Origin of the sequence: Shewanella sp. SG44-6 (assembly GCF_014164185.1) — a bacterium.
In the GTDB taxonomy this organism is placed as follows: Bacteria; Pseudomonadota; Gammaproteobacteria; order Enterobacterales; family Shewanellaceae; genus Shewanella; species Shewanella vesiculosa.
Map to the genome: position 1 here is coordinate 1 of NZ_JACJER010000055.1, position 21552 is coordinate 21552.

The 21552-nt window shown below is 42.5% G+C and carries 19 protein-coding genes; 12 read left to right on the top strand and 7 right to left on the bottom strand.

The window, feature by feature from the left end; all coding sequences use genetic code 11:
- Positions 1–89: 89 nt before the first annotated feature.
- The 7 genes from H5185_RS11440 to H5185_RS11470 all read left to right on the top strand — a co-directional run bounded on the left by H5185_RS11440 (position 90) and on the right by H5185_RS11470 (position 6278).
- On the top strand, positions 90–392 hold the full coding sequence (locus H5185_RS11440; protein ID WP_124016084.1) for a PilZ domain-containing protein: 303 nt from the start codon (positions 90–92) through the stop codon (positions 390–392).
- Between the two features lie 101 nt (positions 393–493).
- Positions 494–1162, top strand: a complete 669-nt coding sequence (locus H5185_RS11445) for an AAA family ATPase (protein WP_124016085.1) — start codon at positions 494–496, stop codon at positions 1160–1162.
- The gene (locus H5185_RS11450) at positions 1149–1493 is read left to right on the top strand and encodes a replication protein RepA (RefSeq protein WP_124016086.1); all 345 of its coding nucleotides are present in this window, start codon (positions 1149–1151) and stop codon (positions 1491–1493) included. Before H5185_RS11445 ends, H5185_RS11450 begins: the two co-directional genes overlap by 14 nt.
- Positions 1494–1751: 258 nt before the next feature.
- Positions 1752–3428: a sensor histidine kinase gene (locus H5185_RS11455; RefSeq protein ID WP_182742135.1), complete on the top strand. Its 1677-nt coding sequence runs from the start codon at positions 1752–1754 to the stop codon at positions 3426–3428.
- Positions 3425–4135, top strand: a complete 711-nt coding sequence (gene btsR / locus H5185_RS11460) for a two-component system response regulator BtsR (RefSeq protein ID WP_182742136.1) — start codon at positions 3425–3427, stop codon at positions 4133–4135. The genes H5185_RS11455 and btsR overlap by 4 nt, the downstream gene beginning before the upstream one ends.
- 171 nt (positions 4136–4306) lie before the next feature.
- Positions 4307–5767, top strand: coding sequence for a carbon starvation protein A (locus H5185_RS11465; RefSeq protein WP_182742137.1), 1461 nt, complete (start codon positions 4307–4309; stop codon positions 5765–5767).
- Positions 5768–5876: 109 nt separating this feature from the next.
- Positions 5877–6278 (top strand): VF530 family DNA-binding protein, encoded by a 402-nt coding sequence (locus H5185_RS11470; protein ID WP_182742138.1) that lies wholly within the window; start codon positions 5877–5879, stop codon positions 6276–6278.
- Positions 6279–6306: 28 nt separating this feature from the next.
- On the opposite strand, the gene H5185_RS11475 is transcribed toward H5185_RS11470, so the two are convergent.
- From H5185_RS11475 to H5185_RS11485, 3 genes are read right to left on the bottom strand one after another with little or no spacing between them, the layout of a single operon-like run.
- The gene (locus H5185_RS11475) at positions 6307–7239 is read right to left on the bottom strand and encodes a hypothetical protein (protein ID WP_182742139.1); all 933 of its coding nucleotides are present in this window, start codon (positions 7237–7239) and stop codon (positions 6307–6309) included.
- A gap of 21 nt (positions 7240–7260) precedes the next feature.
- Entirely contained in the window at positions 7261–7869 is a 609-nt protein-coding gene (gene ribA, locus H5185_RS11480; protein WP_124016092.1) for a GTP cyclohydrolase II, read from the bottom strand.
- A 37-nt stretch (positions 7870–7906) separates the two neighbouring features.
- Positions 7907–8263 (bottom strand): YibL family ribosome-associated protein, encoded by a 357-nt coding sequence (locus tag H5185_RS11485; protein ID WP_124016093.1) that lies wholly within the window; start codon positions 8261–8263, stop codon positions 7907–7909.
- Between the two features lie 443 nt (positions 8264–8706).
- Here H5185_RS11485 and H5185_RS11490 point away from each other — a divergent pair, with 443 nt between their 5' ends.
- The gene (locus H5185_RS11490) at positions 8707–11184 is read left to right on the top strand and encodes a TonB-dependent siderophore receptor (protein ID WP_182742140.1); all 2478 of its coding nucleotides are present in this window, start codon (positions 8707–8709) and stop codon (positions 11182–11184) included.
- Between the two features lie 206 nt (positions 11185–11390).
- Positions 11391–12644 carry an NADH:flavin oxidoreductase/NADH oxidase family protein gene (locus H5185_RS11495; RefSeq protein WP_182742141.1) on the top strand — a complete coding sequence of 418 codons (1254 nt, stop codon included), beginning with the start codon at positions 11391–11393 and terminating at the stop codon, positions 12642–12644.
- A 79-nt stretch (positions 12645–12723) separates the two neighbouring features.
- Here the strand turns inward: H5185_RS11495 and nrdG are convergent, their stop codons facing one another.
- The 3 genes from nrdG to rssA all read right to left on the bottom strand — a co-directional run bounded on the left by nrdG (position 12724) and on the right by rssA (position 16857).
- Positions 12724–13191: an anaerobic ribonucleoside-triphosphate reductase-activating protein gene (gene nrdG / locus H5185_RS11500; protein WP_182723452.1), complete on the bottom strand. Its 468-nt coding sequence runs from the start codon at positions 13189–13191 to the stop codon at positions 12724–12726.
- Positions 13191–15308, bottom strand: a complete 2118-nt coding sequence (gene nrdD / locus H5185_RS11505) for an anaerobic ribonucleoside-triphosphate reductase (protein ID WP_182742142.1) — start codon at positions 15306–15308, stop codon at positions 13191–13193. The genes nrdG and nrdD overlap by 1 nt, the downstream gene beginning before the upstream one ends.
- Positions 15309–15918: 610 nt before the next feature.
- Complete coding sequence (gene rssA / locus H5185_RS11510) at positions 15919–16857, bottom strand: patatin-like phospholipase RssA (RefSeq protein WP_182742143.1); 939 nt, start codon at positions 16855–16857, stop codon at positions 15919–15921.
- A 183-nt stretch (positions 16858–17040) separates the two neighbouring features.
- Between rssA and H5185_RS11515 the strand changes: the two genes are divergently transcribed.
- From H5185_RS11515 to H5185_RS11525, 3 genes are all read left to right on the top strand, one after another.
- The gene (locus H5185_RS11515; RefSeq protein ID WP_124016099.1) at positions 17041–18396 is read left to right on the top strand and encodes a DEAD/DEAH box helicase; all 1356 of its coding nucleotides are present in this window, start codon (positions 17041–17043) and stop codon (positions 18394–18396) included.
- 131 nt (positions 18397–18527) lie between these two features.
- Positions 18528–18965, top strand: a complete 438-nt coding sequence (locus tag H5185_RS11520) for a DUF3010 family protein (RefSeq protein WP_124016100.1) — start codon at positions 18528–18530, stop codon at positions 18963–18965.
- Between the two features lie 119 nt (positions 18966–19084).
- Entirely contained in the window at positions 19085–19687 is a 603-nt protein-coding gene (locus tag H5185_RS11525) for a YgjP-like metallopeptidase domain-containing protein (protein ID WP_259395322.1), read from the top strand.
- 14 nt (positions 19688–19701) lie between these two features.
- On the opposite strand, the gene H5185_RS11530 is transcribed toward H5185_RS11525, so the two are convergent.
- Positions 19702–21552, bottom strand: a 1851-nt coding sequence (locus H5185_RS11530) for a bifunctional diguanylate cyclase/phosphodiesterase (RefSeq protein WP_259396212.1), incomplete at its 5' end; no start/stop codon positions are given.

Here is a 21552-nt window from a genome sequence, read left to right on the forward strand (position 1 = left end):
CAATTAATTGAAATAAGTCGTGTAAATAAAATCAACATCAAATTGCAGAAAAACATACATAAAGACTCATCATTTCAAGGAGAAACAGAATGGGGCAAGAGCCAACCGGATTCGAAGAAAAACGCAGTTCTTTACGTGTAGATATGGAAGCAGAGCGGATCCGCCTAGATTGGATCAATTCACAAGGTGAATCATGCACAGATCATGCTATTTGTATTGATCTGGCCCGAAAAGGGGTGTTAATCGACTTTAAGGCTGCTTTTAAAGTTGGGGATTTGATCGCCTTAACATTTAATGAAAAGACTGATAAACAAAATACCATTAAAGGCCAAGTTTGCCGTAGTTCCGAATGTTCAGTAAATAGTTACCATATTGCTTTACAGCTAATTTAGTTGATTATTTTTATGCAGCTCTCAATGGCTACTCTATAATCAAGTTACATACCTAGCGAAACTTTCGGTGCAACAAGGCGCCTATCATCAAGGATCACAACATGATATTGCTCGTTGGCGGTGAAAAAGGTGGCAGTGGTAAAAGCTGTTTAGCACAGAACATTGCTGTATATATTAGCCAAAAGCACGATGCGAATGTGCTCATGGTTGACTGCGATCCGCAACGTACCACGTCAGACTGGATCCAAGCTCGTAATAATGACCCCAGCCTAAAAGCGATTAATTGCATCCAGCTTTATGGCAAAATCCGTAATGACTTACTGAGTTTAAATGAGCGATTTGACTACGTGATTGTCGATTGTGGTGGCCAAGATAATCTTGCAATGCGCGCCGCGATGTCGGTAGCCACCTATGTTGTTATCCCACTTCGTCCCAAACGTCGCGATCTTAAAACCTTACCTCACATGGAAGACATGCTCAGTACTTGTAAAATGGTTAATCCCAAGATGATTGCTGCCATTGTGATAACACAGTGCCCTGCTCTGCCATCTCAAGGTAAGCGTATTTTAGAAGCGAAAGAAGTGGTTGAGTCTTTTGGTTTACGCGCCCTTAATTCGGTCACATTTAGCCGTAATATCTATGATGATAGTGAAGAAAGCGGCTCTTCAGTGTTGGAAATCGAACCTAGCGGTAAAGCGGCTGATGAAATTCGTGCTATTGCTGATGAGCTTTTTGCCATACCACCAGAAAATAGTTATGAGTTTAACTGATCTTAAGCGCAAGAAACCCAAAGATACCCGAGTCAAGGTATCTGTAGATGACTTTATTGAGGATGCTAATAAATATGCATTAGGTCTTGACGCGTCCCATGGCCAAAGCAATATCGCCTCAAACACGCAAGAGTTCTTAAGAGGGCTAGATAAAAAAAGCACTAAAATTTATCGCCATGCCACATTTACATTAACTGAAAAAAGTATTTCGCAATTAGACGAAATAGCGAAAGTCAGTAAAGTGGCTAAATCAAAAATACTCAGAATACTCATTGATGAGTTTTATCAACAAAGCAGCACTGAGCAAACAAATTTACTCGCCAGAAAGTAATCATTAACATAAGAGTATTCACTTAACCTCAACGGGTTAATTATTAGGTTCACGGCTCTGTTGTCAGGTTAGGCAGGTGATATTTGGCGACATAAGTCAGGATATAATATTGAACACTTATGTTCATCACCCTAATGGTAAATTAATATTAAGATGTCAGTAATCAATAACTGATTACTGATGGCGCCTAAGCAAAATAACAAGCCACGTGTTAACAATCCAATTTGACTGCATTTAATTACATCCTAAAGAGATAATATGGCGTTAATAGTACTACTAACACAGCAAATGTGTGTTTACTTAGTTATCGTTTACTTAGTCAGTAAAACGCCATTATTTAAATTCTTTGCCGAAACATCGAAACGATTACCTCACAAAATCTTCATCTACTTAGTGTTCTCAAGCTTTTGTATTATGGCAACTTACTTTGGAGAACAAACCTCAGGAGCGATAGCCAATACTCGTGCAATGGGCGCGGTATTAGGCGGATTATTGGGTGGTCCAATTACCGGGCTTTTGGTTGGCTTAACCGGCGGCTTACACCGTTATTCTATGGGTGGATTTACCGATGTTGCTTGTGCAATATCGACTACGTTAGAAGGTTTATCTGCAGGAATGATCAGCTATTACTGCAAAAAAGCCGGTAAGTCTGAAATGGCTTATCAGCCAATGGTGGTATTTGGAGTGACATTTATGGCTGAAATTATGCAGATGTCGATTATTGTATTAATCGCCAAACCCTTTGATCAAGCATGGGAGTTAGTTAAGCTCATCGCTCCGCCAATGTTATTGATTAATTCCCTTGGTGCAGCCATGTTTATGAGTATTGTTCGCGACCAAAAAGCGATGTTCGATAAACTCTCGTCCAGTTTTTCAACCAAAGCCCTCAAAATTGCCGAGCGCAGTGTCGGATTGCTGTCAAAGGGCTTTAATTTAGAGTCGAGCAAACAAGTTGCGCAAATCGTCATAGAAGAAACCCAAGTTGGTGCGGTAGCCATTACAGACAGGAATAAATTACTCGCCTTTATTGGTATTGGCGCTGACCACCATATTCCTAATACACCCATTTCATCTCAAATCACTCTCGAGGCCATTGCACAAAATAGTGTCATGTTTGCCGATGGCGTTGACACCCCTTATTCATGTTCTCTGTCCGCAAACTGCAGCTTAGGCTCAAGCTTAGTGATCCCGCTGCGCAGTAATGACGAAGTCATTGGCACGATTAAATTGTATGAGCCGAAAAACAAGCTGTTTTTAAATATTAATCGCACCTTAGGCGAAGGAATTGCCAGATTACTGTCTAACCAAATACTTTATGGGCGCTTTGAACAGCAAAAAAGTTTACTCATGCAAGCAGAGATAAAGTTGTTACAAGCCCAAGTGAATCCTCACTTCTTATTTAATGCTCTCAACACTATTAGTGCGATTATTAAGCGTGACCCGCAAATGTCTAAACAGTTATTGCAGCAATTATCGCAATTTTTACGCATTAACCTAACCCGAACAACAGGGCTAGTCACCATAGCTGATGAACTTGAACATATAGACGCTTATTTGTCGATTGAGCGTGCTCGCTTTATTGATAAGTTACAAGTGAGCATTGATATACCGAGTATTTATCATCACTTAAAAATGCCAGCATTTACCTTACAACCTTTAATTGAAAATGCAGTGAAACATGGAACATCACGTATGCTTGAAGCCGGTGTTATTAATGTACAGGCGACAATTGATGGTGATGATCTTATGCTTAATGTCACGGATAACGCCGGTTTGTATCAACCATCGAACAATACCGACGGCTTAGGAATGAACTTAGTCCATAAGCGAATTCAAAATTTATTTGGCAGCCAATACGGTATTGAAGTTGAGTGTAAAGCAGATGAATTCACCCGTGTCAGTGTGCGTGTACCGTTAAAGGAAATTGACCAATGATCTCATGTCTAATCATTGATGATGAACCGTTTGCCCGCCAAGAAGTGGCCGATTTACTCGACAAACATCCTGATATAAGAGTGTTGGGGCAATGCAGTAATGCCATTGAAGCTCTACAGCAAATAAACCTTGTAAAGCCTGATCTTATTTTTGTTGATATTCAAATGCCGCGGATCAATGGTATGGAGCTGCTTGCGATGCTCAATCCAGAGCAAATGCCACGAGCAGTATTTATTACCGCATTTGATGAATATGCGATAAAAGCATTCGATAACAATGCCTTCGATTACTTATTAAAACCCATCGATGAGAAACGCTTCAACCAAACCTTAGATAAAGTTAGAGCCAATATCGCGCCGCAACGGATGTCTCAGATATTACCGACGCAATTAGCTCATTTACCCTGCTACAGTGGTAATAAACTCAAAGTCGTCGCAACCGCTGACGTTGAATTTATTGTTAGTGATGTTGGCGGTATTCATGTGTGTTCAAATAAAGGTTTAAGCCATACCCAATTAACCCTAAAAGTCTTAGAGCAAAAAACCGCACTTTTTCGTTGTCATAAACAATACCTACTGGCACCGAGTGCAATTTCTGAAATTGAAATCACCGACAGCGGCGCAGAAGTCACTACCCATAGCGGCGCTAAAGTTCCTGTTTCACGCAGATATCTCAAAGAGTTGAAACTGTTGCTTGGATTTCAATAGTCTTTAGTTCAAAAGACATGTGATACAGGCCACATTTACTCTGCTGGTCAAACCGCTCACAGTGAATATTTACCGCTTACGCAAGACATTCAACCTGTCACAGAGTTCGCCCCCAATTGACCACCTTGATGCTTTAAAGTGGTCACACGATATAAATGGGGAGATATAAAAATGACTTGGTTTCTACTCTGTGTTGCTTTACTCATCGGCGGTTACTTTATTTACGGGACCTTTGTCGAAAAAGTATTCGGCATTAACACTCAAAGACAAACACCCGCTTTTACACAAACAGACGGCGTCGATTTCGTGCCAATGTCTAAAGGCAAAGTCTACTTAATTCAATTATTAAACATAGCTGGAGTCGGCCCAATTTTTGGTCCTATTCTCGGCGCACTATACGGTCCAGCGGCTATGTTGTGGATTGTATTTGGTTGTATTTTTGCTGGTGCCGTTCACGATTATTTTTCGGGGATGTTATCGGTACGTAATAACGGTCAATCGGTTCCTAACCTAGCGGGTAAATATTTAGGCAAAAGCGCCAAACACTTTATGAACTTTTTTGCCATTATCTTATTGTTGTTAGTTGGAGTGGTGTTTATCCCTGCTCCTGCGGGCTTGTTGAGTAAACTAACTGGTTTAGATGTGACCATTTTTGTTGGTATTATTTTTGTCTATTACTTAGTTGCCACTATCGTTCCTATCGATAAAATCATTGGTCGCTTATACCCATTCTTCGGTGCATTACTGGTATTTATGTCACTGGGTCTTATCATAGCCCTAGCAGTGTCAAGCGAACATACCATGTTGCCAGGCTTTGTAATGGGCGACTTTTTTAGCAACCTAAACCCTAATGACATGCCGCTATGGCCTGCATTATTCATCACCATTGCTTGTGGAGCCGTATCGGGTTTCCATGCAACACAATCTCCATTAATGGCGCGCTGTGTTGAAAATGAGTCAAATGGTCGCTTTGTGTTCTTTGGTGCCATGATTGGTGAAGGTGTGATTGCGCTAATTTGGTGTGCTATTGCATTATCATTCTTTGGTGGTGTGGAAGGATTAAATGCCGGCATGGGTGGCAACCCAGCTAATGTGGTATACGAAGCATCTAATGGACTACTAGGCACATTTGGTGGTTTCTTGGCTATCTTGGGTGTGATTGTATTACCTATCACCTCAGGTGATACTGCATTTCGTTCAGCACGTCTAATCTTGGCTGAGTTCTTTAACATTAAACAAATCGAGCTACCTAAGCGCTTACTGCTAGCATTACCATTATTTGCTGTTGGTGCAATGCTCACTCAAGTCGATTTTGGCATTATCTGGCGCTACTTTGGTGTTGCAAACCAAACCACTGCGGTATTGATGCTATGGACTGCAGCGGCTTACTTACTGCGCCATAATAAGTTTCATTGGATTTGTACTGTACCAGCGATGTTCATGACCTGTGTTGTCATTAGCTTTATGTTGAACTCATCAACATTAGGTGCGGGTTTACCAATGACAGTATCAACCATTGCAGGTTTAGTCACTACCGCAATTATTGCCGCAATGATTATTATTAATACTAAAGGTAAAGGCGATATAGATTCAGATGATGAAGAAAAAGTCGAATTCGTCAAAGAGCAATAATCGCTCATATTAAATAAAAACGGCAGCCTAGGCTGCCGTTTTTGTGTAGATATCTCTTTGGTTGCAATATAGGTATAATATCATCAAACTCAATTAGCTCGCACGGCCCATGACACAAGCAAACAACCCGCTTCACGGCATAAAACTAGAAACGATAGTGACTTCACTGGTTGAAAAATACGGCTGGGAAGAACTCGCATCGAGGATAAACATTCAGTGTTTCAAAGATAACCCGAGTGTAAAATCAACCTTGAAGTTTTTACGTAAAACGCCTTGGGCCCGCGACAAAGTTGAATACTTGTACCTTAAAGCTAACAAGCTGCCATTGCCGCCACCGAAAGAAGATAGTCGCGGAGCATTGACGACTAAACCTCGGCCATCAAAGGCAAAAGTAGCCTCAACGAGACCTGCAACCCACAAAGCGGCTACAGCAAAACCAAGCTCAAGCACAGCTGCAGAAAAATCGACAACACCTGTCAATGTGGATATTTGGGGAACAAACTCAAATTAATGTATTAAGAGGTAACCATTGCAGGGGCTTATAACGGAAACTCAAAAATCAATCGCCACACTTTAAGCCCACCACCTACTTGATAACTTAATCCAAAATGCTCTATTTCAACACTGTCTAAACCTATTGCACTCAAGGTAATAGGTTTAGAAAAAGCCAACGTAGTACCAATTTCATAAGTATATGAGGTTAATACATTATCCCCAACCGGCGAGACAAATTTTAGCTTATCGAAATACCAATGTCCGGCAATAAAAAATCTCGGCTCAACCCGAGTATCCTGCCACTGCCAATCATAATTAACCCCAAAATCAATACCGCTTTTAAACACGGAATAGCCTTCTGTACTGTCATTTTGATTACTTTGATAACCCGCATAATAAATCCGATTGACCCATACTGGAGTGAATAAAGGCGCATCGAGCTTATAGAGTGCAGAAATGCCAGTTGAAAAAATGCCTACATGGCTGGAAGTTGAAAAATTATGCCCATAACCTAAATCAACATAACTCTCTAAGGTTAACTTATCATCCACTCGCCAGTGATATTCAAGCCCAGGGGTTAACGTTATCGTACCAACACTTTTAGGAATACTGCCTTGAGGTAAATCGTTAAATGAATAATCAAAAAAACCCAGCGATGCGGTAAAGCGAAGTTTAAGTAAATAATCGTCGTTTGAGTCAAGCACAAACCCCAAAGGAATATTGGCCACAGCAGCACTTTGGCCTGAGGTTCGATAAATACCACTGCCTAAATAATTGGCAAACGCATAATGTGAAGCATCAGGTTCAGTGATTAATTGAGGGGATGTTGGTGAAGGTAATTCAGATCCATAGCTACCCCTACTGCAAAAAAACAGAAGCGCTACCAAGATTAAGCGAAAAAATAGCGCTGCAAAGCGCGCAGAAGCAAATGATGATGACCCAATAAGCTGTGTGTTCTGCCCTTGTCTCATCATCATTTAAACTATTTCTGTGCCAAACTATTCATCGTGAAAATGATATTCCGACATCATATGACCTAGCTCAGTGGACTTGGTCTTTAAATATGATTCGTTGTAGCGATTTTTACCGACTTGCAACGGAATACGTTCCACTACTTCAATGCCCACATTTTGCATTGCCATCACTTTACGCGGATTATTGGTCATCAACTTCACTTTGGTCACCCCAATTTGGGTTAACATCGGTAAAATCATGTCGTATTTACGCATGTCGGCTTCAAAACCCAAACGCAAATTGGCTTCTACGGTATTAGCACCCGCATCTTGGAGCTCATAAGCACGAATTTTATTGAGTAAGCCAATCCCACGCCCTTCTTGACGTAAGTACAACAAAAAGCCTTGGCCTTTTTCAGCGATACTTTGCATGGCGGCTTGTAATTGAAAACCACAATCACAACGTAAACTAAATAATGCATCACCGGTTAAACATTCAGAATGAACACGACCTAGCATAGGTTGAGTGGGATCCAGTTGACCAAATGTCAACGCAACGTGTTCTTTACCAGTAGCAATTTCTTCGAAACCGTGCATGGCAAAAACACCCCAAGGTGTGGGTAACTTAGATGTTGCGATATATTTTATCGGCATGAATTAACCTTACGACAACTAACTGTAAAAGAAAATATTAGAACTTAGCAGGAGCAAAACCCGTGACTTCTTTTATGCCCATCTCACGGCCTAACGCCGTTAAAGGATGCACAACCACTAAGCCTTTAACCGATTTATTTAACTTACCCATATCAGCTTGTTCAGCTTTGGTTAAAGTGCGCTTAAAACCGAGCGCTTTTAGTGCTGTACCTTCTTGACTAAACTGACGCGTTTGTTGGCCTTTAATACTCGCGATTCGCTTAGTAACAGTGGCCACTTCTTTCTTAAACTGCAGGACAATCGTGGCGTCGCCACGTGCTTCAGCCGCAGCTAATTTGCGACGAAACTTGTCTAATTTATCATTCAATGTCTGCAGTTCTAGCTTTAAATTCATTTGATTACCTTAAGTGCTTTGGTGTGTTAGTGAATCGTTTACGTTTATACGTTTATCACAACACCGTTTCGGAGGCAGATTATATACCCAAAACCCCCTAAGATGCGAATAGGAAACGCTTCTTATAGACATGAACTGGTAAAGTTTTTCAACCTCGATACACAATTTGGCAAGTACTACCCTGCGAAAAACCAACGCTACTATTCCACTTTGTCCTGACCTTGTGAGCATAATTAATGATTTTTATGGTCTCGACTCACTAATTCCTCGCTGATGTAACAGTTTAAAAGCTCCTCACCGCTGTCTAATTACCACTCATCTTGTTTAATTGTTCAGCAACCACATCCAGCAAAGCCGCTTTCTACAGCATTTCCATCAAGCCACCATTGCAATACTTATGATAATCATTATCATTCTCATAAATATTAATAGAGGTCCATGTTATGTCGCCACTGCGTTTATCACTACTTGCTATAGCTTGCCAAAGTGTATTGTTTCCAGTTTATGTTCATGCCCAAACACCTATTCCATCGCCAGAGATTATTGCACCAGCATCAAGTGATTCGAGCAGTGCATCAGACTCAGAACACTATGAGCGAATGACGGTTTACGGCAGACAAAATCAAGTAGTAATGAACTCAGGATTAGCGACTAAATCTGATATGTCGCTTATGGAAACGCCTGCAGCGGTAGTCATCGTTGATGAGACACTCATCGACTCACAAGGCATCACCAATATGCAGGATTTAGTGCGTAACATAAGTGGTGTAACCCAAGCCGGTAATAATTATGGTATTGGCGATAACATAGTCGTGCGAGGGTTAGGTGCAAACTACACTTACGATGGTATGTATGGCGGCGCAGGTTTAGGTAACACCTTTAATCCCACTCGTTCATTGACTAATGTGAGTTCTGTTGAGGTTCTCAAAGGTCCAGCAACAGGGCTTTATGGTATGGGCAGCGCGGGCGGTGTAATTAACCTTATTGAGAAAAAGCCTGAGTTTGTTAGCAAACAACTGTTTGAAGCCGAAGTAGGTCAATGGGATACCTACTCTCTTATGGCTGATTCTACTGGCGGTATAACTGACGACCTAGCCTACCGTCTAGTGGCGAAAACCGCCCGTAGTACCGGTTATCGAGATCTAGGTACCGATCGCGATGAAATATATGGCTCGCTTAAATATGTGCTTAATGAAAATCAAAACATTATGCTATCAACGGCTTATATTAATGATGCCATCCCTGTCGACTCAATAGGCCATCCTATCCGCATCTATAATGCCGCCTCTGTCGAGGGCAAAACCGCAGGTGAAGTGAACGGGCAGGATTTGGTCAATGATCCAACCAATAATGGCTTACAGCTAACAGATCAACAACGTCAACAATTAGCGGATTCATTAAGTGCAAACGATGGCTTAACACCTTATCAATTTGGCCATAATGGTCTTATTTCACCGATGGCGAAAGACAACAAGGGTGAAGAGTTACGCTTTAAACTCAGCCATAATGTGTACTTAACCGATAATTTGTTTTTAAATCAGCAGTTGCAACACCGTGATTACGAAACCAGCTTTGCACGTCAAACTGGTGCTTATAATTACGTTTATTGGCGACGAAATGGCGTTATTAATGCCGATCCCCGTGCGCCTTTAGTTGAGGATGGCACCTTATATCCTTTTGCCGCCCGTCGTCAGGAATATCGCAAAGTCTCGGCAGAAGAAAAGTCGTGGCAGTATTTTGCTGATTTGCGCTATGACTTCGATATCGGCCATATCAGTAACGAATTACTGGTCAATGCTAACTTTGAAGACCGCGACATCCGCTTTAAACAATATTCGATTTACGATGCCGATTACACCTTGAAAGATGCTAATGGCAATCAATCCTATCAAGGAAGCTTGCCGTACATTTATGACATCCGTAACCCTAATTGGGGCGAGGGAGAGTTTGAAGAGTACGATCCGTTATTAACCAGTAATTATAATAAATCAGTAACGGCATGGGGGTTAGGTATACAACATGTGGGCTATTTAGGCGGCGGATTTACCAGCCGTATTGGGTTTGCTTTTAACGAAATAAAACAAACTTACCAACACTTAGGCGTTGATGCTCGTTACAGCAGTAGCCTTGCGGATCCACAACCAGAAGCAGACACCACAGATAACGGTGTAACCTACAATTTAGGCCTAACCTATATGCCTACTGATGATATCTCTGTATTCATTAATCACTCTAAAGGTCGCACGACTTATAGTGTATTAGGTGATGTAAAAGGTAATGAAGCTGATCGTGATGATTCACAATCAATCAGTAATGATTTGGGTATTCGGATTAAAGCATTTGATGACCAATTACTGGCATCATTAGTATTGTTTAAAACCTCACGAACCAATGTGGCCTACAGCAATCCAGATTACGACAGTAGTGCAGTCACGCCTAACATTGACCCATACTTTTATAATGGTAGCGAAGACACCAAAGGGGTTGAATTAGATCTTAATGCATATTTAAGCGAACAGTGGAAAGTCAACGTTAACGCAGTTTACCAAGATGCCAGAGACAACCAAAACCCCAATAGTAATGATTATGGACAACGCCAAAAAGGCATACCTTATGTTACTGCAGGCGCTTGGGTAACTTATGCCACAGCATTGGGCTTACCTGCGCCACTGTCATTAAGTTTAGGCGCTAAATATGTCGATGAACGCAGCACGCAGTCTAGCTCATTTGGCATACCTGACGGTTATGTGCCCAGTTATAGCGTCATCGACTCGGCTATTAGCTATGATGTTGAGCGTTATAAAATCCAACTGAACATTAATAACCTATTTAATCAAACGTATTTCGATAAGGCCATGTTTTTAGGGGGTCTTCCTGGCGAAGAGCGTAATGCGAAGTTAACCTTAACTTATCGTATTTAAAAGCATATCAATCTGGATTTTGTTTGCTCGAAATCTAGATCTCAATTTAGCGCTAAATCTAACGCTAAATTGAGTAACGAGATGATGAAAGCACTGCCTGTGGCAGTGCTTTTTTTATCGCTATCTAATGAGCATAATTGACTATTTAGGCTACATGTAGGATAAACGAAGCATTAATTCAATAGCTTATCTTAGGATGTTATTTGATGGCTAATACCATTTTTAGTCCATACACCTTGACCAATGGTGCGATCATTGCCAATCGCTTAGTCAAAGCGGCAATGGAAGAGAATCTTGCCAACGTTCAGCAACAACCAGATCAAGCATTGTTCAACTTATACGATGCTTGGGCCAAGGGCGGTGTTGGATTAATGATTACCGGTAATGTGATGATTGACCCTTTAGCCATGACAGGCCCTGGTGGCGTGGTACTCACATCCAGCAGCGCACTTGAGCCGTTTATCCAATGGGCCAAAATAGCCAAGCAAAATAACGCCAGAGTGTGGATGCAAATTAATCATCCTGGCCGTCAGGTATTTAAAGCGATGGGGGGCAAAAATATTGCACCTTCAGCTGTCGCGCTCGATTTAGGTAAACACTCATCGATGTTTTCTCAGCCTAAAGCAATGACAACCACTGACCTTGATGATGTTATTCAACGCTTTGTCACGACCGCAAGCATGGCTCAACAAGCGGGTTTTGATGGTGTACAAGTTCATGCCGCACATGGTTATTTGTTAGCGCAGTTTTTATCACCGTTAACTAATCAGCGCGATGATGAATGGGGTGCAAGCTTAGAGAATCGAGCCAGGTTATTAATTGAAGTGGTCAAGCAAATTAGGCATAAATGTGGTGCAGATTTTGATATTGCGGTAAAGCTTAACTCAGCCGATTTTCAACGCGGTGGTTTTGATGTCGACGATGCCGAAAAAGTGATTAATATGCTCGCACCGCATCAGGTTGAAATGGTCGAGTTATCCGGCGGCAGCTATGAAGCCCCCGCAATGCAAGGTCGCAGCGCCGATGAGCGCACCTTAGCTCGAGAAGCTTACTTTTTACATTTAACCGCACAGTTAGTTCTGCGTAGTCCAATTGCGTTGATGTTAACGGGAGGCATTTATCGCCTGCCTGTTGCGCAACAAGTCGTTGATGCCGGCTTTGCCTTATGCGGCATTGCCAGCGCCCTTGCCTTTTATCCTGACTTAGCCAAAATATGGCGCAGTAAACCTGAGTTCACCCCTGCGATGCCCACGGTGAATTGGCAGAGCAAACCTTTAGCCGGGCTAGCGACAATGGCAATCATTAAACGCCAGCTTCGCCGAATAAGCCAAGGCAAACACCCTCAAATTAATGACTCCCCCATATGGAGTTTATTGGTCGATCAATTTAACACCAGACAACGCACTAAACGTTATCGCTATGGTTTAGGTCTTTCTAATGATCAACATGTAAACGATTAGCCTCTTAAATATTAACGTGCTAATAATGAACCAGCTAACCATTAAAGCGCTGGCATTAAACGACTAGTCTTAAAAAATGCTAGCGCTTAAAACGATAAATCTGCTGATTGCTGCTGCCACGCCATAATAACGCGGGATCGGCTTTATCTTGTTCAAACTTACCGTCGATTAGTACATCGACTAATGCCACCACAGCTTGCTGCTGTGGCGTGAGATCGGCCTGTTGATAACCAGTCCATAACCAAATGTCTTTATCGGGACATTCAGTATTTACCCTAGTCACTAATTGCAATACGGCTTCTAGATTAGCCGGATGCAGTGGGTCACCACCACTTAACGATAGGCCGCGCCGATAAATACGGCTGTCGGTTAAATCAGCAATAATCTGATCTTCTAACGCTTGGCTAAATACATGGCCAGCATCTACACGCCAAGTACTTTGGTTATAACATCCCTTACAGGCATGCTCGCAACCGCTAACAAATAAGCAGCAACGGGTGCCCTCGCCGTTGATCACATCAACACTATGGTAAGCACTGTAATGCATTATAAATGCTTCACTCTGCGTTTAACTTCTTCTTGCTTACCAAAGTTAAACGGCCGCGCATCAGGACTGCCTAAATAACCACATACACGGCGAGTCACCGATACCCTACTAGGCTCATGGTTACCGCATTTAGGGCAGACAAAGCCCTTGCTGGTACAATTGAACTCACCAATGTAGCCGCAATCGTAACACTCATCTATCGGGGTGTTAGTTCCGTAATATGGCACCCTGCTGTAGCTGTAGTCCCAGACATTTTCCAGTGCTTCAATGTTGTTTTGCATGTTAGGAAATTCGCCGTAGCAAATGAACCCACCATTAGCGATGGCTGGGTAAGGTTGTTCAAAATCAATTTTATCAAAAGGATTCACTTTCTTTTCAACATCTAAATGGAAACTATTAGTGTAATAGCCTTTGTCTGTCACCCCAGGTACTACACCGAACTGGGTGGTATCAAGTAGGCAAAAGCGACTACATAAATTTTCACTTGGGGTACTGTACAAACTAAAACCATAACCGGTTTCTTGCTTCCAAGATTCAGTGGCTTGTTTTAGATGATGAATAATGGCGACCGCTTTGTCACGTAGTTGCGTGTTATCAAACACATGCTCAGCATTGCCATATAAAGCATTAACCGTTTCGTGCAGGCCAATAAAGCCTAACGAAATTGACGCACGGCCATTTTTAAAGATGTCGCTAACATCATCATCAGCATTTAAGCGTACACCGCAAGCACCTTCCATGTATAAAATCGGCGCAACACGGGCTTTAACCCCGGTTAAGCGTGCAATCCGCGTGTCTAACGCTTTGCGAGCGACTAACAAACGTTCATCGAGTAATTGATAAAAACGCTGCTCATCTTTACCCGCTTCTAACGCAATACGCGGTAAGTTAAGGCTAACCACACCTAAATTATTGCGACCTTCGTGTACTTGTTGACCATCTTGTTCATAAACCCCCAAAAAGGAGCGACAACCCATGGGGGTTTTAAATGAACCAGTGACTTTAACCACCTGATCATAATTTAAAATATCTGGATACATACGCATAGTTGAGCAGGTTAAGGCCATCTTTTTGATGTCGTAATTGACGTCAGTTGCTTGATGATTGACGCCATCTTTAATGGCAAACACCAATTTAGGAAAGACGGCCGTTTTGCGGTTTTTACCTAAACCAGCCATGCGCACAGTTAACATCGACCGCTGAATTAAGCGAGACTCCCACGACACACCTAAACCAAAGCCAAAGGTCACAAACGGCGTTTGGCCATTGGCGGTATGCAAGGTGTTGACTTCATATTCCAACGACTGAAATGCATCATGACACTCTTTTTCGGTTTGCGTCATTGCATAACCTTCGACATCGGCTACTTGCCATTTGCGAGCCACAGCAAGGTGTTTTTGATAACTAATTTGCACAAACTCAGCCAACACTTCATCAATACGGTTAATGGTTGTACCGCCGTAAATATGGCTCGCCACTTGGGCAATAATTTGCGCAGTCACCGCCGTTGCTGTTGAGATGGATTTAGGCGGTTCAATTTCAGCATTACCCATTTTAAAACCATGAGTTAACATGCCAGCTAAATCAATTAGCATGCAGTTAAACATCGGGAAAAATGGTGCATAGTCGAGATCATGATAGTGAATTTCTCCTTTCTCATGAGCGCTAACCACATCTTTAGGTAACAAGTGAGTTTTAGCGTAATGCTTGGCAACAATCCCTGCGAGTAAGTCTCGTTGAGTTGGAATCACTTTGGCATCTTTATTGGCATTTTCGTTTAAAATGGCATTGTCTGATTGCTCAACCAAACCACGAATAGCGCAGTTTAATTTACTCTGAGTCTCACGATGAGTGTCACGGTCGTGTCGATACTCAATATAGTGACGTGCCACCGACTTAAACGGTCCTGACATTAATAAGTTTTCAACTGCATCTTGTAGCTCGTGAATATCAACTTCGGTTTTGCAAGCCATTTGCTGCTCAACCGTTTGCGCTAACTGCAGCGCATATTGATGGTCAGCTTGACCTGCAGACTCCATTGCAGCCACAACAGCCTCTTTGATCCGACAACCATCAAATGCTGTCCGGCATCCATCCCTTTTCACGACTACAAGCATACAACCATCCTTACAAGCACTATATATAGAGCTTTAATTTACAAAAGACACAATATAGAGTGTATTAGATACATTAACGCTGAGTATTACTTTGATCCAGATCATAATTGTCGGCAGTACTTTTTATTGCAAATAACTTGCTATTCGCAATAGATATTGTAGGTGTGGAAAATGATTTTTATGACGGGAGATCGCATGGTAGAAAAAAATGAAAATAGCATCGCGATGTAAGATTTTGGCAAACAAGTTATCTCATAGGTAACCGTGTAGTTGTGGTTTTTAGCCGTTCAAAATGATGAGCATTTCGATGACCTGACATCAAATACAGCGTTAATGACAGTATCAATCGTATAAGTGACTTATTCATTACGACAAGATGAATACTCAGGACAAAGAGGCGCGACATGAGATTGAATAAGTCAAACTAATACAGATTGCGCCGATAACGCATCCCAGAATAAATAAGCGCCCTCTCCTTGATGCTGAACATCCATGTGATACCAATATCTGTACCACGATTGACAGGCACTACCTGATTAATCACCCATTAAGCACTTAGACGCGAACGGGTATATTGCCGTCAATACACCAGTCCGACATCGCCTAAGTGTTACTTTAAGGTTGCTTCAATTAAATGGTGAATATCTTTGACTGCCTGCTCACCCGCTTCAATAGCCTCTTTGGCGCGATGAAACTCCATGGTGCCAATATCAGCAACATCGGGCACAATACAAATATCAGGTGGCTCGCCCATTAAACGTGAACGTTTATGGCGTTGTTCTAAAATATCCATGGATTGTGACATCACCGCCAACATACCAGGATGAGATTTTGAGCTGCTCATGGCCAGCTTATCGGTTAAGCCACTCATGTACTCTTTGCCTTTCCCCCATAAATCCATAAAGCCGGTTTCAAGCTCACGCTTTTGTTCAATAGGTTCTGACTTACTGGCTTTACGGCTTTTTACTTGTTCTGGGATCAAATGCATTTGGCCTCGGCGATGAGCATTTAAATCTACCGCAATAACCACATCAACACCCATCGAACGGGCTAATGAAACAGGAACCGGATTGACGACTGCACCATCGACAACCCATCGATTACCTTGCTGCACGGGTGGTAAAAATCCAGGCATCGAACATGAAGCACGCACGGCATGGCGCAAGTCACCTTCTTTAAACCAAATCTCTTGCCCAGAATATAAATCTGTCGCCACCGCAGCAAACGGGCGCTGCAATTGTTCAATATTAAGGTCACCAATACGGTTAGCTAAAACATCAAACACTTTCTCACCACTAATAAGTCCGCCTTTACGCCAGCCTAAATCCATTAGGCCAAGTACATCCCAGCTTGAAAAGCCACTGACCCAAGTTTCAAGCTCAGCCAAATGATCATTGGCATAAGCTGCGCCGACTAACGCCCCCACCGAACAACCAGCCACTTTGTCTGGGTAAATGTCTAACTTGGCTAACCCATTCAATACCCCAATATGTGCCCAACCTTTAGCGGCTCCACTGCCTAGCGCTAATCCCACGGTGAGCTTTGTCATCTTTGTTCCTTCCATACTCTGTATTCATCTTTACCATAAAGCTCGGCTTAGTCGACCAATGACCTCGTCGAACTCAGGCAATAATATAATGCTAAAAAATAGCATAACTAAAGCGACTCTTGTTGGCTATAGCAAGGTGAAACAGCTATAATCGTCGGCTTACATTTTTTAGGGGATCTACCTTTGCAATTTACCGATTTTTCGTTGGACAAGCGCCTGCTTGACAGTTTAAAGCACCTTGGCATTTCTACGCCTACCGATGTTCAAGCGCAAGCACTTCCCATTGCCTTATCAGGTAAAGATTTAATGGCATCGTCTAAAACCGGCTCAGGTAAAACCTTAGCGTTTTTGTTGCCTGCTATGCAGCGAGTGATATCCACCAGAGCATTGTCGAAAAAAGATCCGCGGGTATTGATTTTGTTACCTACGCGAGAACTCGCCCAACAAGTTTATGGCCAATTACGTTTATTAGTTGCTAATACCCAATATAAAGCCATTAGCGTACTTGGTGGTGAGAACTTTAACGACCAAGCTAAAGCCTTGGCCAGAGATCCGCATTTTATCGTTGCCACACCAGGGCGTATTGCCGATCACTTACAACAACGCCATTTATATTTAAACGGCTTAGAATTGTTGGTGCTAGACGAAGCAGACCGCATGCTCGATTTAGGTTTTGCGCCACAGCTAAAGGCCATCAACGATGCTGCCGATCATAAACGTCGCCAAACCTTAATGTTTTCGGCCACTTTGGATCATGACAGCATAGGTGATATTGCAGCAACATTACTGAAAACCCCAAGCCATGTCTCCATTGGTGAGTCTTACAGTGAACACAAAGATATTGAACAACGGATTATTTTGGTTGACCATTTAGACCATAAACAAGCCTTGTTGCAGCATATATTAAGCCAAGAACAGCATAAGCAAGTGATTGTATTTACCGCGACGCGTTCAGATACAGACCGTTTAGCGACCCTGTTAGCCGCACAAGGTTTTGCGACCTCAGCGCTCAGTGGTGATTTGAAGCAATCGGCTCGTAACCAAATTATGGATCAATTTGCTCGAGGCCAATCGCAAATACTGGTGACTACCGATGTGGCATCACGTGGCCTTGATTTAATCAACGTCTCCTTAGTGATTAACTTTGATATGCCAAAGTTTGCTGAAGAGTATGTCCATCGTATTGGCCGAACAGGTCGCGCAGGCGCTAAAGGTGATGCAGTGTCGTTTGTGGGCCCTAAAGATTGGGACAGCTTTAAAAAAATCCAACTATTTTTACGTAAAAACTTTGACTTCACTGTAGTTGAAGGTTTAAAAGCCAAATTTAATGGCCTAAAAGACAAGCCTCAAGCAGCTAAAGCCGGTACCAGTGCAAAAGCCGCCGTAACCAGCAATAGAGCTAGCGTGGCGAAAAAAGCCAAAGCAGCCCCTAAGAGTGATAAACGCTTTATTACCGGGGTTGATGTAGGTGATGCACCTGTGCGCCGTAAAGTTAAACCGATTGTCATTATTGAAGACGACGGAACAACAGAAGACTAAACGGCACATCAATCGCTGATAAACTGCGATGACAGAATAATCAATGTAGGGCAGAACACTGCCCTACAACAAATGAACAATAACGAGCATGCTAACAGCATTATCGTATGAATAAACCAGTAAGGATTAACATGAAAATTTGTGGTGTGGAATTAAAAGGCGGCGAAGCCATTATCTGTTTACTGACCTATGAAGGCGAAACGTTTAACGTGCCAGCATGTCGTAAAGTTTCATTCAGTATTTCACAATCAGCTAGCACTGAATCCATTCGTGAATTTGATTTTGCGTTTAAAAAACTAATGAGCGATTATAAAGTTGATGAAATCGCCATTATTGAACGTGAGCAAAAAGGTAAATTTGCAGGCAGTGCCACCAGCTTCAAACTTGAAGCGACACTACAATTAATGGACCTTCCGGTTTCGCTTATTTCTCCTTTAACCATTAAAGAGCAACTAAAGCGCAACCCACCACAAGTTGACTTCGACTCATTGGACCTAAAACGCGTCCAATTAAATGCTTTTGACGTTGCTTATGTTCAACATAATCGACTCATTTTCGGTAAAGTGTAAACACAGAACCGTTGTATTGTGGCGTTACCCATACCGAAAAAACGGTCGCGGTAGCGCCAGAACTAATCAGTTGATTTATGACAGACACTAAAACTAAAACGATCAAAGCCCCGCCTAAAATGCCAGTCAAATCGGCGAGCCAGTCATTAAAACCCAAAGCAGACCTCAGCCTGCTAGTCACTAGCGCGGATATCAAAAAACAGCAGAGTGAACAGAGCCCTTTACGTTACCTAAACGGTTATCGGCCTGATGTGGTTGATAAAATCCGCCAATTGGTTGATACCAATGCATTGGGTGATCACTTTCTAACCCGCTACCCCAAAGTACACCAAGTACGTACAGACAAAGCCTTATATGATATGGCCATCGCATTAAAAAACACCTACATGCGTCAGTCAGACCCATTAGCCAAAGTCATTTTTGATGAAAAAATTAGCTTGAGCCATCACGCACTAGGTTTGCATTCTTATGTTAATCGCCGTCAAGGCAATAAAGTCAAAGCCAAAAATGAGATTAGAATAGCCTCACACTTAAAGCATATTCCGTTTGAGCTTTTACAAATGGTCGTGGTGCACGAACTGGCCCACTTGCGCGAAAAAGAACACAACAAAGCTTTTTATCAGCTGTGTACTTTTATGCTCGCCGATTACCATCAATTAGAATTTGATATGCGAGTATGGTTAGTCGCTGAAGAAGTCGGCCAATCGCCCTACGGAAAATAATCGATGGATTTTAATCATTGCCAACTCGCATCAGGCTTCCAGTTCTTCATCCACGCGGGGATATCACAGGCAGGCATAGGTCTGGCAATGCCATAACCTTGTGCTAATTCACAGCCTAGTTGTAATAATGCAGTGCCATGTTCAACGGTTTCAACGCCTTCAGCAATCACGTCACGTTTAAATGATTTCGCTAGGGCGATTACGCCTTCAACAATGGCGAAATCATCAATATTACTCAACATGTCTTTGACAAAGCTCTGATCTATCTTAATCAAACTGGCAGGCAATCGCCTAAGGTAAGTTAGCGACGAATAGCCAGTGCCGAAATCATCTAAAGCAAAATGGACACCTAGGCTCATGCAGTCATTCATGATAATTGACACATGATTAACATCTTCTAATGCGCTGGTTTCCAACATCTCTAGCTCTAAATAGCGAGGCTCAACATTAGGGTGGGCAGCGAGAAGATCCGTTAACGTCTGTATGAAGCCAGGCTGCATTAATTGTACTGCCGCAATGTTAACGCTAGTGCTTACCGGGAGATCAAGCGCCATAGCTTGCCATTGGCCGATTTGTGTTAATGCGGTATCAATAACCCATTCACCTATTTCAATCATCATGGTGTGGTTTTCAATTACAGGTAAAAACTCGATTGGACTTAATAATCCGCGCTCTGGATGTTGCCAACGAATAAGCGCCTCAACGCCCACCACTGTACCTATCTTCATATTAACTTTAGGTTGGTAATAGAGGACAAACTGATGATGATCTAAAGCATAGCGAATAGCCTCTAGACTTTCTCGTTGCACTTTAACAGCATCATCTTGCGCGGTATCAAATAAATGATAACGATTCTTGCCGGATTCTTTAGCCATATACATAGCTTGGTCGGCATGCCTCATCAGTAAATCAGCATCTACATTATCTCGCGGATAAAGCGTAACACCAATACTGGCGGATATATTGAGTACCACACCACTAACGGTTACTGGCTCTGACGCGGCCAATAATAGCCGCTCCAATACTGGCTCACAATCTTCAACTTTGGCTAAATCGGCCAACACAGCGACAAATTCATCACCACCAATGCGGCTTAAGCTATCACCTTCACGAAGCGCCTCTTTCATCCGGATCGATAGTGCAATAAGCAGTTCATCACCGATATCATGCCCATAGGCATCGTTGACCGTTTTAAAACCATCTAAATCTAGAAATACCACCGCTAAGGACTGCCCGTGTCGACTGCACTGCAGCATGGCTTGAGATAATCTGTCTGCCAGCAATACCCGATTGGGCAAATTGGTCAGTACATCATAATGAGCAATACGTTCTAATTGTTCTTGATGCTGTTTCATCGGCGTAATGTCGCTCGCTAAAGAGACATAATGGGTCGTTATACCGTTTACATCACAAACTGCACTGATGGTCTGCATTACTGCATACACTTCATTATTTTTACGGTGATTCCAAATTTCGCCATACCAGTATCCTTCGTTGACGATGGCTTGCCACATATCAACATAGAACTCTGGTGATTGACGTTCTGATTTGAGAATGCGAGGGGTTTTCCCTATCGCCTCTTCACGGCTGTAACCTGTGATGTCACTGAAGGTCTTATTGACTTCGATAATAAGACCTTCAGCATCCGTGATCATAATGCTTTCACGAGCATGAGTGAATACCTTGGCGGCAAGGGCTAATTGTTTTACGCGCTTCTCTTTCTCTGCGTTGGCCAGAACTAACTCGTCTGCCCGCTTATCTTTCTCTTGGTTTTGAAAAGCCAGCTCTATGTTAGCAAGGGCTAATTCATTAGCACGTTGCTCTTTGTCTGCATTGGCCAGAACCAACTCGTCTGCCCGCTTATC

Bases quoted from the DNA above. Each gene is read 5' to 3' on its own strand.
- H5185_RS11490 (WP_182742140.1), top strand. From the start codon at position 8,707: ATGTCGCCACTGCGTTTATCACTACTTGCTATAGCTTGCCAAAGTGTA.
- H5185_RS11470 (WP_182742138.1), top strand. From the start codon at position 5,877: ATGACACAAGCAAACAACCCGCTTCACGGCATAAAACTAGAAACGATA.
- H5185_RS11520 (WP_124016100.1), top strand. From the start codon at position 18,528: ATGAAAATTTGTGGTGTGGAATTAAAAGGCGGCGAAGCCATTATCTGT.
- H5185_RS11475 (WP_182742139.1), bottom strand. From the start codon at position 7,239: ATGATGATGAGACAAGGGCAGAACACACAGCTTATTGGGTCATCATCA.
- nrdG (WP_182723452.1), bottom strand. From the start codon at position 13,191: ATGCATTACAGTGCTTACCATAGTGTTGATGTGATCAACGGCGAGGGC.
- H5185_RS11465 (WP_182742137.1), top strand. From the start codon at position 4,307: ATGACTTGGTTTCTACTCTGTGTTGCTTTACTCATCGGCGGTTACTTT.
- btsR (WP_182742136.1), top strand. From the start codon at position 3,425: ATGATCTCATGTCTAATCATTGATGATGAACCGTTTGCCCGCCAAGAA.
- H5185_RS11450 (WP_124016086.1), top strand. From the start codon at position 1,149: ATGAGTTTAACTGATCTTAAGCGCAAGAAACCCAAAGATACCCGAGTC.
- ribA (WP_124016092.1), bottom strand. From the start codon at position 7,869: ATGCCGATAAAATATATCGCAACATCTAAGTTACCCACACCTTGGGGT.
- H5185_RS11445 (WP_124016085.1), top strand. From the start codon at position 494: ATGATATTGCTCGTTGGCGGTGAAAAAGGTGGCAGTGGTAAAAGCTGT.
- H5185_RS11455 (WP_182742135.1), top strand. From the start codon at position 1,752: ATGGCGTTAATAGTACTACTAACACAGCAAATGTGTGTTTACTTAGTT.
- nrdD (WP_182742142.1), bottom strand. From the start codon at position 15,308: ATGCTTGTAGTCGTGAAAAGGGATGGATGCCGGACAGCATTTGATGGT.
- rssA (WP_182742143.1), bottom strand. From the start codon at position 16,857: ATGACAAAGCTCACCGTGGGATTAGCGCTAGGCAGTGGAGCCGCTAAA.
- H5185_RS11440 (WP_124016084.1), top strand. From the start codon at position 90: ATGGGGCAAGAGCCAACCGGATTCGAAGAAAAACGCAGTTCTTTACGT.
- H5185_RS11525 (WP_259395322.1), top strand. From the start codon at position 19,085: ATGCCAGTCAAATCGGCGAGCCAGTCATTAAAACCCAAAGCAGACCTC.
- H5185_RS11495 (WP_182742141.1), top strand. From the start codon at position 11,391: ATGGCTAATACCATTTTTAGTCCATACACCTTGACCAATGGTGCGATC.
- H5185_RS11485 (WP_124016093.1), bottom strand. From the start codon at position 8,263: ATGAATTTAAAGCTAGAACTGCAGACATTGAATGATAAATTAGACAAG.